Origin of the sequence: Halomonas sp. NyZ770 (assembly GCF_020616575.1) — a bacterium.
GTDB classification, from domain to species: domain Bacteria; phylum Pseudomonadota; class Gammaproteobacteria; order Pseudomonadales; family Halomonadaceae; genus Vreelandella; species Vreelandella hamiltonii.
The window spans coordinates 3,361,900-3,379,628 of the sequence record NZ_CP085143.1; the positions used below are offsets into that span (position 1 = coordinate 3,361,900).

The 17,729-nt window shown below is 62.0% G+C and carries 13 protein-coding genes; 1 reads left to right on the forward strand and 12 read right to left on the reverse strand.

Annotation, left to right across the window (positions count from 1 at the left end):
- Nucleotides 1-44: 44 nt before the first annotated feature.
- Complete coding sequence (gene rho / locus LG409_RS15530) at nt 45-1,304, reverse strand: transcription termination factor Rho (protein ID WP_016915030.1); 1,260 nt, start codon at nt 1,302-1,304, stop codon at nt 45-47.
- Between the two features lie 415 nt (nt 1,305-1,719).
- Between rho and ppx the strand changes: the two genes are divergently transcribed.
- A complete protein-coding gene (gene ppx / locus LG409_RS15535; protein ID WP_227407072.1) occupies nt 1,720-3,264 on the forward strand; it encodes an exopolyphosphatase in 1,545 nt (514 codons plus the stop codon).
- Here ppx and tilS read toward each other — a convergent pair.
- From tilS to rseP, 11 genes are all read right to left on the reverse strand, one after another.
- On the reverse strand, nt 3,261-4,556 hold the full coding sequence (gene tilS / locus LG409_RS15540) for a tRNA lysidine(34) synthetase TilS (RefSeq protein ID WP_227407073.1): 1,296 nt from the start codon (nt 4,554-4,556) through the stop codon (nt 3,261-3,263). The genes ppx and tilS overlap by 4 nt on opposite strands.
- The gene (accA, locus tag LG409_RS15545; RefSeq protein ID WP_039175245.1) at nt 4,537-5,493 is read right to left on the reverse strand and encodes an acetyl-CoA carboxylase carboxyl transferase subunit alpha; all 957 of its coding nucleotides are present in this window, start codon (nt 5,491-5,493) and stop codon (nt 4,537-4,539) included. The genes tilS and accA overlap by 20 nt, the downstream gene beginning before the upstream one ends.
- A gap of 95 nt (nt 5,494-5,588) precedes the next feature.
- Nucleotides 5,589-9,092, reverse strand: a complete 3,504-nt coding sequence (gene dnaE / locus LG409_RS15550) for a DNA polymerase III subunit alpha (protein WP_227407074.1) — start codon at nt 9,090-9,092, stop codon at nt 5,589-5,591.
- Between the two features lie 39 nt (nt 9,093-9,131).
- The gene (rnhB, locus tag LG409_RS15555) at nt 9,132-9,749 is read right to left on the reverse strand and encodes a ribonuclease HII (RefSeq protein WP_193461746.1); all 618 of its coding nucleotides are present in this window, start codon (nt 9,747-9,749) and stop codon (nt 9,132-9,134) included.
- Nucleotides 9,739-10,914 (reverse strand): lipid-A-disaccharide synthase, encoded by a 1,176-nt coding sequence (lpxB, locus tag LG409_RS15560; protein ID WP_227407075.1) that lies wholly within the window; start codon nt 10,912-10,914, stop codon nt 9,739-9,741. The genes rnhB and lpxB overlap by 11 nt, the downstream gene beginning before the upstream one ends.
- A 27-nt stretch (nt 10,915-10,941) precedes the next feature.
- Entirely contained in the window at nt 10,942-11,709 is a 768-nt protein-coding gene (lpxA, locus tag LG409_RS15565) for an acyl-ACP--UDP-N-acetylglucosamine O-acyltransferase (protein ID WP_096922082.1), read from the reverse strand.
- The gene (fabZ, locus tag LG409_RS15570) at nt 11,706-12,149 is read right to left on the reverse strand and encodes a 3-hydroxyacyl-ACP dehydratase FabZ (RefSeq protein ID WP_026001844.1); all 444 of its coding nucleotides are present in this window, start codon (nt 12,147-12,149) and stop codon (nt 11,706-11,708) included. Before fabZ ends, lpxA begins: the two co-directional genes overlap by 4 nt.
- 136 nt (nt 12,150-12,285) lie before the next feature.
- Nucleotides 12,286-13,323: a UDP-3-O-(3-hydroxymyristoyl)glucosamine N-acyltransferase gene (gene lpxD, locus LG409_RS15575; protein ID WP_227407076.1), complete on the reverse strand. Its 1,038-nt coding sequence runs from the start codon at nt 13,321-13,323 to the stop codon at nt 12,286-12,288.
- Between the two features lie 55 nt (nt 13,324-13,378).
- Nucleotides 13,379-13,879 (reverse strand): OmpH family outer membrane protein, encoded by a 501-nt coding sequence (locus tag LG409_RS15580; protein WP_039175240.1) that lies wholly within the window; start codon nt 13,877-13,879, stop codon nt 13,379-13,381.
- A 19-nt stretch (nt 13,880-13,898) separates the two neighbouring features.
- Nucleotides 13,899-16,250: an outer membrane protein assembly factor BamA gene (gene bamA, locus LG409_RS15585; RefSeq protein ID WP_373294982.1), complete on the reverse strand. Its 2,352-nt coding sequence runs from the start codon at nt 16,248-16,250 to the stop codon at nt 13,899-13,901.
- A gap of 98 nt (nt 16,251-16,348) precedes the next feature.
- Complete coding sequence (gene rseP, locus LG409_RS15590; RefSeq protein WP_227407077.1) at nt 16,349-17,707, reverse strand: RIP metalloprotease RseP; 1,359 nt, start codon at nt 17,705-17,707, stop codon at nt 16,349-16,351.
- Nucleotides 17,708-17,729 lie beyond the last annotated feature (22 nt).

Genomic DNA, 17,729 nt, shown 5'->3' on the forward strand with positions numbered 1-17,729 from the left:
GGATATCAGTCGCCGCGTAGCGGGTGGCGCCACAATGCAGCGCCTTAACGGCGCTTCATTGCCTCGAAGAATTCCAGATTCGTCTTGGTATCTTTCAGACGGTCGATCAGGAACTCGGTCGCGGCCGTATCTTCCATCGGGTTGAGCAGCTTGCGCAGAATCCACATGCGCTGCATTTCGTCTTCCGACGCCAGCAGGTCTTCGCGACGCGTGCCGCTGCGACGAATGTTGATGGCCGGGAAGACGCGCTTTTCGGCCAGCTTGCGGTCCAGGTGGGCTTCCATGTTGCCGGTACCCTTGAACTCTTCGAAGATGACCTCGTCCATCTTGGAGCCGGTGTCGACCAGCGCCGTGGCGATGATCGTCAGGCTGCCGCCCTCTTCGATGTTACGCGCCGCACCAAAGAACCGCTTGGGCTTCTCCAGCGCGTGGGCATCGACACCACCGGTCAGTACCTTGCCAGAGCTGGGCACCACGGTGTTGTAGGCCCGCGCCAGACGGGTGATGGAGTCGAGCAGAATCACCACGTCTTTCTTGTGCTCGACCAGCCGCTTGGCCTTCTCGATGACCATTTCGGCGACCTGAACGTGACGCGCAGGCGGCTCATCGAACGTCGAGGCCACGACTTCGCCACGCACGGTGCGCGACATCTCGGTGACTTCCTCCGGGCGCTCATCGATCAGCAGTACGATCAGATGACACTCGGGGTTGTTACGCGTGATGGAAGTGGCGATGTTCTGCAGCATCAGTGTCTTACCCGCCTTGGGGGGCGACACCAGCAAACCACGCTGCCCTTTGCCGATGGGCGCGGTCAGGTCGATGATACGTGCGGTGAGGTCTTCGGTGGAGCCGTTGCCGATCTCCATGCGCAGACGCTCGGTGGGAAACAGCGGCGTCAGGTTCTCGAAGAGAATCTTGTGCTTGGCGTTTTCCGGGCGGTCAAAGTTGATCTGACTCACCTTCAACAGGGCAAAGTAACGCTCACCCTCTTTCGGCGGACGGATCTTGCCAGAAATGGAGTCGCCCTTGCGCAGATTGAAACGACGAATCTGTGAAGGCGAGACGTAGATGTCGTCCGGTCCGGCGAGGTACGAGCTATCCGCGCTACGCAGGAAGCCAAAGCCGTCCTGAAGAATTTCCAGTACACCGTCGCCATAGATGTCCTCGCCACTTTTGGCGTGTTTCTTGAGGATGGCGAAAATGATGTCCTGCTTGCGCGAACGGGCGAGGTTGTCGATACCCATCTCGCGGGCAATATCGAGCAGCTCGGGAACGGTTTTTTGCTTAAGTTCAGTGAGATTCATCGGTGTGTTAGAAAATTGCTCATGAAAGCTGGGCGACGAGCGCCGGGAATAAGACAGGAGGCGAGGCCTAAGTCATTAGGGCAAAGCGCCGAGTGATGCGTTCAGACTCCATCCAGGCACACGCTCGATTGATAAGTATGGGCAGTCGCGTCGGCCATGATGTAGCCATTAGCCGTAATTGGTGACCGCTGGGCGTGAGGGTAGGTTATCTGACGACTTGGACATCTGGCTGATGCCATCGGAATACGTCTTGCTCGGGGTGCCGAGTCAACACGCTTGTCTGGACGTACAAGCCAACTCGGATCAGGCCAGTTACCCGATGGTAGTCAAGCCCCGCGACAAACGCAAGCCTTTGGCAATTGACAATAGCCAGAGGGCGCCGCAACCTTGGCATAGCCAACTTGAAGGATAGCTCATGCCCAAGGACATTTCGCTCCCCACCGATGCGCCTAACAGCGAAGTAGACAGCGCTGCCCCTCAGCGCCTGGCCGCCATTGACCTGGGCTCCAACAGCTTTCACTTGCTGGTTGCCAACTACCAGAACGAGCGGCTGCAAGTCGTTGCCCGGCAGGGTGAGAAGGTGCAGCTTGCTGCAGGCCTGGATGCTAATGGCTACCTCAGCGAAGCCGCCATGCAGCGGGCGCTGGATTGCCTGTGCCGCTTTGCGCCCTTCCTGACCGACATAGAGAGTGCCAACCTGCGGGTGGTGGGCACCAACGCGCTGCGCGACGCCCACAATAGCCAGGACTTCATCGAACGCGCCGAAGCCCAGCTTGGCCACGCCATTGAAATCATTGCGGGGCGTGAAGAGGCCCGACTGATCTATCTGGGTGCCGCCCATGCCCTGGCCGAGAACGGCCGCCGCCTGATCGTCGACATTGGCGGGGGCTCCACGGAATTCATCATTGGTGAAGCCTTCGAGCCCAAGGCGCTGGAGAGCCTGCGCATGGGCTGCGTGACGTTCAGCCAGCGCTTTTTTGCCGATGGCGAGATTACCGAAAAGCGCATGCGCCGCGCCGAGCTGGCGGCACTCTCGGAACTGGCCAATATCCAGCGGCCTTACCAGCGCCTGGGCTGGGATGACCCGGTGGGCTCCAGCGGCACGATCAAGGCTGCCGCCAGCGTTCTGTTCGCCTACGGCGATGCGCCCCAGGAAGGGGTGATTACCCGCAGCGGCCTGCAAAAGCTCAGAGAGCGGCTGGTAAAGTGCAAGCACCTGGACAAGGTCGAGCTGGATGGCCTGAAGGCAGACCGCGCCCGGGTATTCCCGGCGGGCATCGCCATTCTCAATGCCGTTTTCGAAGCCTTCGACCTGCACCAGATGCGTTTTGCCGATGGCGCGCTGCGGGAAGGCGTGCTGTATGACATGGCCGGGCGCAACAGTGCCGAAGACACTCGCTCGCGTACCCTGGAGCTGCTCAAGCGCACCTACGATGTGGATACCCGGCAAGCCGAGAACGTGGCCGACACCGCTGGGCGGCTGTTCAAACGACTCCAGCCCTCCTGGGGGTTGAGCAACGAACAGGGACATTTCCTGAACTGGGCCAGCCATGTCCACGAGATCGGGCTCGCCATTTCCCATAGCCAGTTCCATCGTCACGGCGCTTACTTACTGGAGCATTCGGACCTGGCCGGGTTTTCACGCCCGGAACAGCGCTTGCTGGCTTTTCTGGTGCGCGCCCATCGACGCAAGTTTCCGCTCAAGGAGTGGCAGGCACTGCCCGCATCCCAACAGCCCACGGCGGGCAAGCTGGCTCGCCTGCTGCGTCTGGCGGTTCTGCTCAATCACTCTCGGCCCGAAAGCCCTCCGGCGCTGCCACACATCGTGGTCGATGACAGCGGCGAAGGTTTGGTGATCACGCTCCCCCAGAGCGATGAGCCTACCCTGCTGAGCACCGACCTGGAGCAGGAGCAGGGGCATATTGCGGGGGCGGGTTTCGTGCTGACGCTCGTCAGCTAGTCAGGATACCGCACCGCCACCCCCGCCGCCTGCCAGAGCACTCTGGCAGGCGGCTGCAAGATGGCCAGGCAGCATTCTCCTTCCATCACCAGCAGCAGCCGCTGACGCTCCCAAGGGGGGATCGACTGCTCCTGCAACCAGCGTTTCAGGTCACGACGGCCACGCCCCGGCAGCACCAGCGCTTCTCCGCCCTGACGCCCACGCAGCACGAATGAGGCGCTATCCGCATCTTGTGCTCCCGTTTCCACCTCGAGCGCCAGCGTGCCCAGCGGCGTCGCCAGGCCTGCCCGGCCATCCCACACCGCCTGCCAGCCATCCAGCGGTGCCTGCGGGGCCATCACGTAAAGCCCGCCCCGCCATACCCGCGCTTCTGCCCCGGGCCATGTGATGTGTACACGCGCCTGAGCGGCAGCACGCAACTGGTCCAGCAGGCTGGCCAACCGCGCCTGTGGCGGCGTCGGTAACCCGTGTTGCTGGCACAGCGTCCGCACCAGCAGCCGTTGGCGAGGAAGTGGCAGCGCGGCCAGGGCATGGGCGTCGATACACCCGGGCGACAGCGCCAAACCGGCCAGCTCCTCGGCGGCATAGCTGGCCAGTAACCCATCGGCCTCTCCCGCCCAGGCGGCACTGCGGGCCAACGCCTGGGCGGCCCCGGGCCAACGCTGGCCGAGCACGGGCAGCACGGCGTGACGCAGGTAGTTGCGATCGTAATAGGTATCCTGATTGGTAGGGTCTTCGCACCACGCCAGCCCCTCGTGCCGGGCAGCCTCGCGCAGTTGGTCTCGCCGAACGCTCAGCCACGGACGCAGCAGTACACGCCCCTGCCACTCACGGCGCCAAGGCATGCCAGCCAACCCACGAATACCGCTTCCGCGCAGCGCTGCCAGCAGCCAGGTCTCTGCCTGATCATCCTGATGCTGGCCCAACCATAGCGTGTCGCCGGGGGCGAGGTACTCGAGAAAGGCCTGATAGCGCGCCCGCCGGGCAGCGCCTTCGATACCCTCCCCCTGCGGTTCGACGCTGACCCGCGCCACGCTGAGCGGGACGCCAAGTCGCTGGCAAAGCGCTGCACAGTGGGCTTCGAAGTCGGCGGCGGCAGGCTGCAAACCATGGTGAACGTGCAGCGCACGCAGGCTGCGGCCACGCCGCTGGCAGGCCCTTGCGGCCAGAGTCAGCAGCAGCGAGGAGTCCAGCCCGCCCGAGAGTGCCACCCAAACGCAACGCCCCGGCGGGGTCTCCGCCAGGGCGTCGTCGAGCAGCTCAAGCAGTGCGTCAGGCGGCAGGGGCGCCATAGCTCATCAGGCGTGCGTAGCGGCGCTCCAGCAGCGCCTCATGGTCCAGCGCCTGGAGTCGATCGAGGCTTGCCGTCAGCGCTTCCTTGACCCGCTCTGCGGTGGTGACGGGATGACGGTGGGCGCCGCCCAGCGGCTCCTTGATCAACGAGTCCACGAACCCCAGCTCCTTGAGGCGCTCGGCCGTGATGCCCATGGCCTGAGCCGCATCGGAGGCCTTCTCGGCACTCTTCCACAAAATGGAGGCGCAGCCTTCCGGAGAGATGACCGAGTAGGTGGAGTACTGCAGCATGTGCAGCTCGTCACACACCCCAATCGCCAGGGCACCACCGGAGCCACCCTCCCCGACCACCGTGGAGATGATCGGTGTTTTCAGCCGGGACATGACGGCCAGGTTATAGGCGATGGCTTCCGACTGGCCACGCTCTTCGGCATCGATGCCGGGGTAGGCGCCAGGAGTGTCGATGAAGGTGAGAATGGGCATCTTGAAGCGCTCGGCCATCTCCATCAACCGGCACGCTTTGCGGTAGCCTTCCGGACGCGGCATGCCGAAGTTGCGGCGCACTTTCTCTTTGACGTCGCGGCCCTTCTGATGGCCAATGACCATCACCGGCGCATCGTTCAGACGAGCAACGCCACCGACCAGCGCCGCGTCGTCGGCGAAGTTGCGATCACCGTGCAACTCGTCGAAGTCGGTAAAGATGTACTCCAGGTAATCCAGCGTATAGGGGCGCTGCGGGTGCCGTGATAGCTGGGAAACCTGCCAAGGGGTCAAGTCCTTGAAGATCGACTCCGTCAGCTTGCGGCTTTTCTCTTCCAGCCGAGCAATCTCGTCAGAGAGGTTCACCTGGCTGTCGGAGCTGACCAGACGCAGCTCTTCGATCTTTGCCTGGAGCTCGGCAACGGGCTGTTCAAAATCAAGATAATTTGGATTCATCGGCTCTGCCTGTAAGCTGCCTGTCATAAAAAGGCATTGTCAAAACGCATCTCGGTTGGGGCCATTATCGCACCCTGACCCCACCACGCAAGGGCTCAGCGATAGCGTAGCTGAACCCCCACCTGGCCCTGAACGTCACGCAGGGCCAGCAGCAGGTCGTCGCTGGGGGCCACTTTCCACTCATCGGCCAGCTCCAGCCACCCTACGGCGTCCGGATGGCGATACTGCAACCTCACCGGCAGGCCTTCGCTATCCCGGTAAGGCGAGAGGCTGTCGCGCAGGCTATCCACCAGGCGGCCATTGATCTGCCCTGCATCCAGCGCCAGTTCCACGGCCTGGCCATAGCGCACGCGGGCGGTGACCATCGGGGTGACGTCCTTGCCGCGTAGGCGCAGCCCACCCGAGAAGTCATCGCTGGAGACTTCTCCCTCGACGATGATGACCTGATCCGACTCGATCTGACCGCGCAACTGATCGAACAGCTCACCGAACAGCGACGCTTCGATACGCCCGGTGCGGTCGTCCAGCGTGATGAAGGCCATGGTGTCGCCACGCTTGGACTTCATGGTGCGCATGGCCACTACCAGCCCTGCCACCCGCTGGGGCTCGCGGGACGGCTTGAGGTCGCTGATGCGCGTAGAGACGAAGCGCTTGAGCTCGCGCTCGTACTCATCGATGGGGTGGCCGGTAAGGTAAAGCCCCAGGGTGTCTTTTTCCCCTGAAAGACGCTCGCGGTCGGTCCACTCCCGGGCATGGCGGTACTCGGCGTACACATCCCCGGCCTCTTCTTCGGCAGCAAACGCGTCCCCGAACATGTCCAGCATGCCCAGATTCTGGTTGGCATGGTTCTGGGCGGCGGCCTTGAGGGCGTCTTCCATGGCGGCAGCCAGCACGGCACGGTTGGGGCCCAGGGTGTCCAGCGCCCCGGAGCGAATCAGCGCTTCGAGGGTGCGCTTGTTCATGCGCTTGGGGTCGATACGGCGGCAGAAATCGAACAGGTCCTTGAAGGGGCCATCGGCATTGCGCGCCTCGACGATGGCACCAATCGGGCCTTCGCCCACGCCCCGGATGGCCCCCAGGCCGTACACTACGCGGCCTTCCGTATCCACGGTGAACTTGTAGCCACCCACGTTGACATCCGGTGGTGTCACGGTGAGCTTCAGGTGGCGGCACTCTTCGATCAGCGGCACCACCTTGTCCAGGTTGTCCATCTCGGTGGACATGACCGCCGCCATGAACGGGCCTGGGTAGTGGGCCTTCAGCCATGCAGTTTGGTAAGAAACCAGTGCGTAGGCCGCCGAGTGCGACTTGTTGAAGCCATAACCGGCGAATTTCTCCACCAGGTCGAAGATGTTGCCCGCCAGGTCCTTGTCGATACCGTTGGCGGCACAGCCTTCCATGAAACCGGAGCGCTGCTTGGCCATCTCTTCGGGCTTTTTCTTGCCCATGGCTCGGCGCAGCATGTCCGCCTGGCCCAGGGTGTAGCCCGCCATCACCTGGGCAATCTGCATGACCTGTTCCTGGTACAGGATGATGCCGTAGGTCGGCGTCAGTACCGGTTTCAACAGCTCATGCTGGTAATCCGGGTGTGGATAAGATACTTCCGCCCGGCCATGCTTACGGTTGATGAAGTCATCCACCATGCCCGACTGCAGCGGGCCCGGACGGAACAGGGCCACCAGGGCGATCATGTCGTCCAGGGAGTCGGGCAGCAGCCGCTTGATCAGCTCCTTCATGCCGCGGGATTCGAGCTGGAACACCGCCGTGGTCTCTGCCCGCTTGAGCATTTCGAAGGTCTTGCCGTCGTCCAGCGGGATGGCATCGATATTGAGCGGGCCCTGGCCTGCTGCATCGCGCACCTTGTCCACCATCTCCAGCGCCCAGTCGATGATGGTGAGGGTCCGCAGCCCCAGGAAGTCGAACTTCACCAGCCCAGCGTCTTCAATGTCGTTCTTGTCGAACTGAACCACCAGCCCGGCGCCATCCTCGTCACACAGCAGCGGCGAAAAATCGGTCAGCTTGGTGGGCGCGATGACCACGCCCCCCGCGTGCTTGCCGGTGCCCCGGGTGGTGCCCTCCAGCTTCAGGGCCATTTCCCAGATCTCTTCCGCCTCTTCATCGTTGTCGATGAACTCCTTGAGGGCGGGCTCCTGCTCGATGGCCTTGGCCAGCGTCATGCCCACTTCGAACGGGATCAGCTTGGAGAGCTTGTCCCCCAGCGAGTACGGCTTGCCCTGGGCACGGGCCACGTCACGCACCACGGCCTTGGCGGCCATGGTGCCGAAAGTGACGATCTGGGAGACCGCGTTGCGGCCATAGCGGTCGGCAACATAGTCGATGACCCGGTCGCGCTTCTCCATGCAGAAGTCGACGTCGAAGTCGGGCATCGAGACACGCTCGGGGTTGAGGAAGCGCTCGAAAAGCAGGTCGTAGCCAATCGGGTCCAGGTCGGTGATCTTCTGGGCGTAGGCCACCAGCGAGCCCGCGCCGGAACCCCGCCCAGGGCCAACGGGCACGCCGTTGTCCTTGGCCCACTGGATGAAGTCCATGACGATCAGGAAGTAGCCTGGAAACCCCATCTGGATGATGACGTTGAGCTCGAACTCCAGGCGGTCACGGTAGCGCTGCTCGATCTCACGGAAGGCGTCGCCGTCGCGGGGGTACTCCTCGGCGGGAAACAGAAAGTCGAGCCGCTCGGTCAGGCCGTCATGGGAGACCTTGCGGAAGAACTCATCCTGGGTCATGCCCTCGGGGATGCCGAATTCCGGCAGGAATATCTCGCCCAGGCGCACATCCACGCTGCAGCGCTCGGCAATCATCACGCTGTTTTCCAGCGCTTCCGGAATATCGGCAAACAGGGCCGCCATCTCTTCCGGGCTTTTCAGGTACTGCTCTTCGGTATAGCGGCGCTCGCGGCGCGGATCGTCCAGCGCCTTGCCTTCCCCGATGGCGACACGGGTTTCATGGGCCCAGTAATCGTCGCGGGCCAGAAAGCGTACGTCGTTGGTGGCCACCACCGGCGTGTTGGTCTCGATGGCCAGCTTGACGCTGGCATGCACGCAGGCTTCCTCCAGCGGCCGCCCTGTGCGCACCAGCTCCAGGTAGAAACGGTCGGGGAAGGCCTGTTGCCACTCCTCCAGCAGTTGGCGCGCTTCACGCTCGTGTTCCGACAGCAAATGACGGCCAATGTCGCCATCGCGGCCGCCGGACAGCGCAATCAGTCCGTCGCTCTGAGCCAGTACCCACTGTTTGTCGAGAATCGCCCGCCCCTGGCGCTGCCCGTGGGTCCACCCCTTGGAGATCAGCTCGGTGAGGTTGCGATAGCCGTCCTGGTTCATGGCCAGCAGCGTAATGCGGTACGGGTGCGCTTCATCGTGAGGATTGGCCAGCCACAGGTCGCTGCCGATGATGGGCTTGAGCCCCGCTCCTTGCGCCGCCTTGTAGAACTTCACCAGGCCAAACAGGTTGGTCTCGTCCGTCAGCGCCAGCGCGGGCATCCCCCGTTCAGCGGTGGTACTGACCAGCGGCTTGAGCTTGACCAGACCATCGACCAGGGAGTATTCACTGTGCAAACGAAGATGAACGAACGGAACCGTCATGAGACTCTCAGCATAAAGCGCAAATGAAAAAAGGCAGCGCTACAGCAGCGCTAACTGACGCTGTACCGGCGCAAAGCTTTTACGGTGTTCGGCCAGCGGGCCATGGGCTTCCAGAGCCGCCAGGTGCTCTTTGGTCGGATAGCCCTTGTGGCGCGCAAAACCATACTCAGGATAGCGTAAATCCAGCGCGGCCATCTGTGCGTCCCTGGCCACCTTGGCCAGAATCGAGGCGGCGGCAATCGCAGGGTGGCGCGCATCGCCTTTGACGACGGCCTGCCCCGGCAAGGCGTGCCCCGGCAGCCGGTTGCCATCCACCAGCAGGTATTCGGCGGCGGGCATCAGGGCATCGATGGCGCGCCGCATGGCCAGGTGCGTGGCATGATAGATGTTGAGCGTGTCGATTTCGGCGGCGCTGGCCTCGGCCAACGCAAAGGCCAATGCCCGCTCCCGTATCTGCACGTCCAGCTGCTCCCGCTTGCGGGCCGTCAGCTTTTTCGAATCGGTCAACCCTTCGATGGGCGCCAGGGGGTCGAGTATCACCGCCGCCGCCACCACGCTGCCGATCAGCGGGCCACGCCCCACTTCATCCACACCGGCCAGGTAGGGGCCGGTATAGGCCACTACCAGCGGGGGATAATCACCCGCATCAATGGCCATCCGTGACGGCCTCCAGCGGCTGCCCCGCCGCCAGCGCCGCCACGGCCTGGGCAGCACGCTGGCTGGCATTGCGCTGTAGCGCGGCGTGCATGGCGGCAAAGCGCTCTTCCAGCGCCTGACGGGTGGAAGCTTCCTCCAGCAGCTCGCCCACCTGCAGGGCAATGGCCTCCGGCGAGGCGGCGTGCTGAATCAGCTCGGGAACCACACTCTCCTGGGCGATCAAGTTGGGCAACGAGATCCAGGCCGTCTTGACCAGCCGCTGGGCAAGCCAATGGGTTGCGGGCGCCATCTTGTAGGCCACCACCATGGCCCGGTGGCACAGCATCGCTTCAAGAGCGGCCGTACCTGAGGTGAGGAGCACGGCATCGCTGGCCACCATGGCCTCTCTTGCCTGGCCGTCCAGCAGCGTTACCGACGGATGCAGCGCGGGGTAGCCGGACAGCAGCTCGGCAAGCTCCCGATGCCGCTGGGCTGTCGCCGCAGGGATCACGACCTGCAGGCCAGGGTGGCGCTGGCAAAGCAGCGTGACCGCCGCCAGGAAGGTCGCTCCCATGAAGCGGATTTCATTGCCACGGGAGCCCGGCAGCAGCGCCAATACCGACCCGTCGAGCTTTAAGCCCAACGCTTCACGGGCCGCCTGACGGTCGTTGACCAAGGGCAGCTCATCCGCCAGGGGGTGGCCCACGAACGCCACCGGCACGCGATGCTGGCGGTAGAAGTCGGCCTCGAAGGGCAGCAGCGTCAGCATGCCATCCACGGCCTTGGCAATGTTCTTGACCCGCCCCTGGCGCCAGGCCCATACCGAAGGGCTGACGTAATGGGCCGTGGTCACGCCCGCTTTCCGCAGCTGTTTCTCCAGCCCCGTGTTGAAATCGGGCGCATCGATGCCAATCATGATGTCCGGCTGCCAGGCCAGCGCGTCTTCCCGCAGAGTACGGCGTACGCGAATCAGCTCGGGAAGGTGCTTGAGCACCTCGACCAGCCCCATCACCGATAGCGTTTCCAGTGGAAAGCGGCTTTGCAGGCCCTGCGCTTCCATGCGTGGCCCGCCCATCCCGCGAAACTCCACGTCAGGAAACCGGGCGCGTAGCTCACGCATGAGCCCCGCGCCCAGAATATCGCCAGAGAGTTCGCCTGCCACAAGGTATACGCGTTGCAGTGTCATGGAGACAAGACAGCCAGTTGAGGTGTATTAGCGCACGATACCGCGCGTGGAGCGCTCGATGGAGTCGGCAAACTGCACGACTTCCGGCAGGTCGAAGCGGCTGCGCATATCGCTGACAGCTTGTTCGACGGTCAGCCCTTGGCGGTAGACCAGCTTGTAAGCAGTGGTCAGGGCGGCAATCGCCTCGCGGCTGAAGCCACGGCGCTTGAGGCCGACCAGATTCAGGCCACGCGCTTCGGCAGGGTTGCCGTTGATCATGACGAACGCCGGGGTATCCTTGGTGATGATCGAGCCACCGCCCGCCATGGCATGGTCCCCAAAGTGGCAGAACTGATGCACCGCCGAGAGCCCGCCCAGAATAGCATGGTTGCCCAGCGTCACGTGCCCTGCCAGGGTGACCTGGTTGGCCAGGATGCAGTCGTTGCCGATCACGCAGTCATGGCCAACGTGCACGTATGCCATGAACAGGTTGCGCGACCCGATGGTGGTTTCGCTGCGATCCTGCACCGTACCACGGTGCAGCGTCACCCCTTCACGGATCACGTTATCGTCGCCCATGACCAGCCGCGTCGGCTCACCGGCGTACTTCTTGTCCTGGCAATCTTCACCCACCGAGGCAAACTGGAAAATACGCGTGCGCTCGCCGAGCACGGTAGGCCCCTTGATCACCACGTGGGGGCCGATGACGGAACCGGCGCCGATGGTGACATCGGGCCCGATCACGCTAAAAGGGCCGACCTCGACGTCATCGGCCAGTCGTGCCGTGGGGTCGACCAGTGCAGTAGGATGTATCAAGCCACCTTCCTCTCGGCACAAATGATTTCTGCTTCACACGCCAGCTCGCCGTCCACCGTGGCGCGACAGGCAAATTTCCAGATGCCGCGCTTGCCACGAATGACGTTGGCTTCCAGCGTCAGCTTGTCACCCGGCATGACCGGGCGCTTGAAACGTACGTTATCGCTGCCGACCAGATAGTAGACATAGCCATCTGCCGGGAGCTTGTTGACCGTCTTGAAGCCCAGAATGCCACACACTTGCGCCAGTGCTTCGACGACCAGCACGCCCGGCATGATGGGGTGATGCGGAAAATGACCATTGAAGAATGGCTCATTGATGCTTACGTTCTTGTACGCCACGATGGCTTCGCCCACGGTCAGTTCCGTGACTCGATCCACCAGCAGGAAGGGATAGCGGTGGGGCAAGTATTCGCGAATTTCGTTGATATCCATAACCATCGTAACGACCTCTAAATAGACATAGCGCCTGAACCCTGTCAGGCAGGTACCAGCACTCCTGCTGGCCAAAAGGCAGAGGATTATAACTTGCTGTTATCAAGCCTCAAGCCACTCGTCCTTGAATTCCTTGTTTGCTTCACGATTCTCGCTGGCTTTTTTCCAATCGCGCCAATCGTTTGGCAATATCATCCAGCTGTTTGAAGCGCACTGCGTTCTTGCGCCATTGAGTGTTGCTCATGGCGCCCGTGCCGGAGGAGTAGACACCTGGCTCATGAATCGAGTTGGTGACCAGACTCATGCCCGTTACCTGCACCCCGTCGCACAGGGTCAGGTGACCCGACAGGCCAACGCCGCCACCCAGCATGCAGTGCTTGCCCACTTTGGTGGAGCCCGCAATGCCTACACAGCCCGCCAGGGCGCTGTGGTCGCCAATCGTGACGTTATGGGCGATCTGCACCTGGCTGTCGATCTTGACGTCATTGCCAATGACCGTATCACCCAACGCACCACGGTCGATACTCGAACAGCTGCCGACCTCGACATCATCGCCGAGAATCACGCCGCCCAACTGAGCGATCTTGTGCCAACCGGCACCATCATGAGCGAAGCCGAAACCATCGCCACCGATCACACAGCCGCTTTGCAAAATGGCGCGCTTCCCGACGATGACACCGTGGCACACCGTCACGTTGGCGTGCAGCCGAGTATCGTCGCCCAATCGGCTGTCGGCACCCACCACGCTGCCTGCGCCAATCACCACGCGATCCCCCAGCACCACGCCAGACTCGATCACCGCATTGGCCTGAATCGAGATACCCTCGCCCAAGGTGGCATCTTCCGCCACGATGGCACTCGGGTGGATACCCGGGACATCACGCGCAGGCAACGGGTCAAACAGCTGCGACAGCTTGGCATAGCCAAGATAGGGGTTGCTCATTTCCAGCCGCTGCACGGGGCAATTCTTGCCGTGCTCTGGATGCAGCAGAACGGCGGCTGCACGCGTGGTGGCCAGGTCTTTGAGATACGCACGATTGGCAAGAAACGCCACCTGATCGGGCGTTGCTTCCTTGAGGGTGGCCAGGCCACGAATTGGCTGGTCGGCGTCGCCCTCGAAATCAACGTCCAAGTGACGTGCGATATCGGCTAGGGTGAGGTGTTGAGAAGCGTGCGTCATGGGAGCCCAGGAAAGCAGCGGTGCGGCCAACGAGCGCCGCACCCACGGTCATGAATTAGTTCAGCGAATCAAAAATCTGCGTGACCTCGTTGGTCACGTTGGGAAGATCCGTCGAAGAGTGCAGCACTCCCTGCGGCTCTACCAGCACGTCGATGTTGTGACGCTCCAGCACCTGCTCGACGGCACGCTCAAGCTTCGACTCGGCGCTTTCGAGGAACTGCTGCTCGGAGGTTTGCTGCGCCTGCATCACTTCACGACGAAGCTGCTCGAAACGGCTGCCCTTCTGCTGCAGCTCGGCAATCAGCGCATCGCGCTCGGATTGCGACATGGTCTCGCCCTGCTGCTGCAAGCGAGTTTGCAGCTGCTGCAGCTCGTTACCCAGCGACTGAGCTTCGCGCTGCTGGCCACCAATCTGGCTTTCCAACTGGCTCAGCGAGGATTGTGCCGACTGGGTGTTCATCAGCGCTGCGCGCCAATCCAGTACAGCGACTTCAGCCGCGTAGGCGGGTAGCGTCATGGCCCCGAACAGGCACACAGCGGCGGTCAGTTTACGCATTATCATGACACTCCTTGAATTAGAACGTTTGGCCAAGCGAGAACTGGAAGAACTGCGTATCATCGCCACTTTCATCGTTTAACGGCTCTGCGATGCTGAAGGTCAAGGGACCCACGGGCGTCAGCCAGGAAAGGCCAATACCCACACTGTAGCGTAAATCGCCCAGATCCACGCCGGAACTGCAACGCTGGCGGCCCGCGTCTTCTTCCAGCACGTCATAGCAGGAGCTCAGGAAGGTATTACCGGCATCCAGGAACAGCGAAGGCTGTACCGAGCGCTGGTTCTCGACGAACGGCATCGGGAAGAGGACTTCTGCGCTGCCTTGAACCAGCACGTTACCCCCGAGGGTACGGTCACGTGCACCCTCGCGGGCGGGCGTGGTGCGCTGCCCCAGAGTATTGGACGTGAAGCCACGCACCGAGCCCAGGCCCCCTGCATAGAAGTTCTCGTAGAAGGGGTAAGGGTCATTGCTGGCCAGAGTATCGGCATAGCCCAGGTTACCGCTGAACTTGAATGCCCAGGTCTCATCGTCGTTGATCGGGAAGAGCTGCTGCGCGCGGGCCTGAACCTTGTAGTACTCCGCATCGCTGCCCGGCACACCGGTTTCCAGCGAGAGACGCTGGTAATTACCTGCCGTCGGCATGATACCGCGGTTCAGGTTGTTGCGGGTCCAGCTGGCGGTCAGCTTCAGGCTCTGAGCGTTGTCACCTTCGTCTTCTACGTAACGGCGAATTTCAGAGGCCGTATCGAAGTAGGTCTTGACGGTGATGTCTTCGATGCTCGCCCCGAAGTTGAGCCGCGACAGCTCACTGATGGGGTAACCGAAGTTGATGCCCGCGCCGTAGGCGTCGGTGGAGAACGTGGAAATATCGGAGTCGGCGTAGTCCGTCTCGCGATAGAAAACGTTATAGCCCCGTGAAATACCGTCCAGGGTCCAGTACGGGTCGGTAAAGGCAAAGTTCACGCTGGTGAACGTGTCACTGCGCTGAGCACCGATGTTGACGCGGTTACCGGTACCCAGGAAGTTGTTCTGGGCCAGACCGACGCCGTAGATCACCCCGGCGCTCTGCGAGAAACCGACGCTGGCGGAGACCGAACCAGACGGCTGCTCTTCGACGTTGTAGGTCACGTCCAGCAGATCAGGCTGCCCTGGCACGGGCTGAGTGTCGACTTCCACCTGGCTGAAGAAGCCAAGACGCTCCAGACGCTGGCGCGACTGGGTGATGGATTCCGTGGAGGCAGGCGCGCCCTCCAACTGAATCATTTCACGGCGCAACACTTCATCCTGCGTGGTGGTGTTACCAAAGAATTCGATACGACGCACGTAAGTACGCTGGCCTGGGTCGACGGCGATCACCAGATCGACCGTTTCACCGTCACCGGCCATTTCAGGGATACCGCGCACCTCGGCAAAGGCAAAGCCTTCGGCTCCCAGGCGCTGACGCAGGGCTTCCGTAGAGGCGTTGACGTCGCCACGGGAGAAAATCTCGCCACTGCTGACCTGCAGCAGGTTGCGCGCTTCGCTTTCGCTGATTTGCAGGTCTCCGGCAAACCGAATGTTGCCGACCCGATACTGGGTGCCTTCGTCGATGTTCAGCGTCACGAAGATCTCGGACTTTTCAGGCCCAATCGAGACTTGCGTGGAGGTCACGTCGAAGTTGACATAGCCACGGTCGAGGTAGAAAGAGCGCAGGCGCTCGATGTCCCCCGAGAGCGCTTCTCGGGAGTACTCGTCCCGCGAGAACCAGCCAAAGAAACGTCCTGGGCGGTCGTTCAGCTCGAAGACGCTACGCAGCGTGTCGTCATCGAAGTCACGGTTGCCCACGATATTGATCTGGCGAATCTTGGCCACTTCACCTTCGTTGATATCGATGTTGACCTGAACTCGGCCTTCATCGATTTCATCCACGGCGACATTGATGCTGGCACTGTAGCGGCCCTGCGCCTGGTACACCCCTTCCAGTTCACGCTCGATGTCGTCCAGGGTAGAGAGCTGCAGCACTTGCCCTTCGGAAAGGCCGGACTGGCGCAGGCCATTACGCAGGTCGTCATCGGAAATCTGACGGTTGCCGGTAATGTTCAGGCGAGCAATGGTGGGACGCTCGACGACCTGGATGACCAGAACATCGCCTTCGCGGGCCAGCGAGACGTCCTCGAACAGGCCGGTGGCGAAAAGGTCACGCGCGGCGGCGGCCAGCTGCTGCTCATCGACGCGGTCATTGGCACTGACAGGAAACGCATTAAAGACCGAGGCGGCGGATACCCGCTGTAGTCCTTCCACACGAATGTCCGAAACATCAAAGGATTGTGCCTGGGCGCCGCTGGCGCCCGCCAGCAAGAGTGCCGCCATTCCAAGGGTCTTGATTTTCATGCAGTCAGTTCGCTCGCGTTGGTCTGCCTGTCGTTGAGACAGGCACCATATACATTTGTGCAGGCAGATGACAAGCCATCCACGCGCTACACGCGTTATTACCACAGGCGCATCAAGTCAAAATAGAGCGCCATCAGCATCAGGGTGCCTACCATGGCCAGCCCTATGCGAAGACCTATTGCTTGTGTCTGCTCGGATACCGGTCGCCCGCGCAGCACCTCGACAAAATAGTAAAGCAAATGACCACCGTCGAGCACGGGGATAGGCAGCAAATTTAGCACACCCAGGCTGATCGACAGATACGCCAGAAAGCTGACGAAGGCTTCGGTGCCCGCACGCGCCGAATCTCCGGAGATTTGCGCGATGGTGATGGGCCCCGACAGGTTGGAGGGCGAAATCAGCCCCACCAGCATTTTACGAATGGCATCTACCGTGAGCACGACCATGTCACCGGTACGTGACAACGCTTGGCCCAATGCCTCGATGGGTCCATAGCGAATGTCGCGCAGCAGCTCGTCAGGCCAGTTGACCGGCTCGGCACCTGCCCCAATGTACCCAACCTCGACGCCACTCTCCAGCGTATTGCGACCTGGGGTCATGGTGAGCGTGCCGGATTCACCGTTGCGCTGGTAATCCACGCGAAGGGCTTCGCCTGCGCTGTCACGGATGATCTCGACGAACTGCATCCAGTCGCGAACCGGCTCACCGTTCAACGACGTAATACGATCTCCCGGCTGGAGGCCAGCCTCGGCCGCTGCCTGCCCCTCCAGCACCTGCCCAAGCACGGCTGGGACATCAGGCCGCCACGGCACGAAGCCCAGCGTTTCCAGCGGTTGCGGCGGGTCTTGGCGAACCATGTAGCGGCTGATCGGCAGTTGATACGCACGCGAGGCACTGCTGCCTTCCGGACGCGCTTCGATCTCCAGCTCGCCATTGAAGCCGATCATCGACACCAGCTTCAAATTGATCTCTTCCCAGGAGCGCATGACATCGCCCTGGATGGCGGTAATTTCACTGCCCTGAGGCAAGCCAGCCTCGGCCGCTGGCGAGTTGGGCGTGACCGGCCCGACAATCGGCGCCACCGTGGTGGTACCGGCCACGAACAGTGCCCAATAAGCCACGATGGCCAGCAGGAAATTGGCGATGGGGCCTGCCGCCACGATGGCGATACGCTGCCAGACGGTCTTGCGATTGAACGCCTGGTCCAGCTGATCTTCAGGGACCGGCGCTTCGCGCTCGTCGAGCATTTTCACGTAGCCACCCAAAGGAATGGCGGCCACCGCAAATTCGGTCCCGTGGCGGTCCACCGTCGACCACAGCGGCTTGCCAAAACCGACCGAGAACCTCAGCACCTTCACACCGCACCGGCGCGCCACCCAAAAGTGGCCAAACTCGTGAAACGTGACCAGCAGGCCCAATACCACGATAACCGCTAGAATATTCTGTATCAGGCCCACGCCGTGCTCCTTTACATGACCC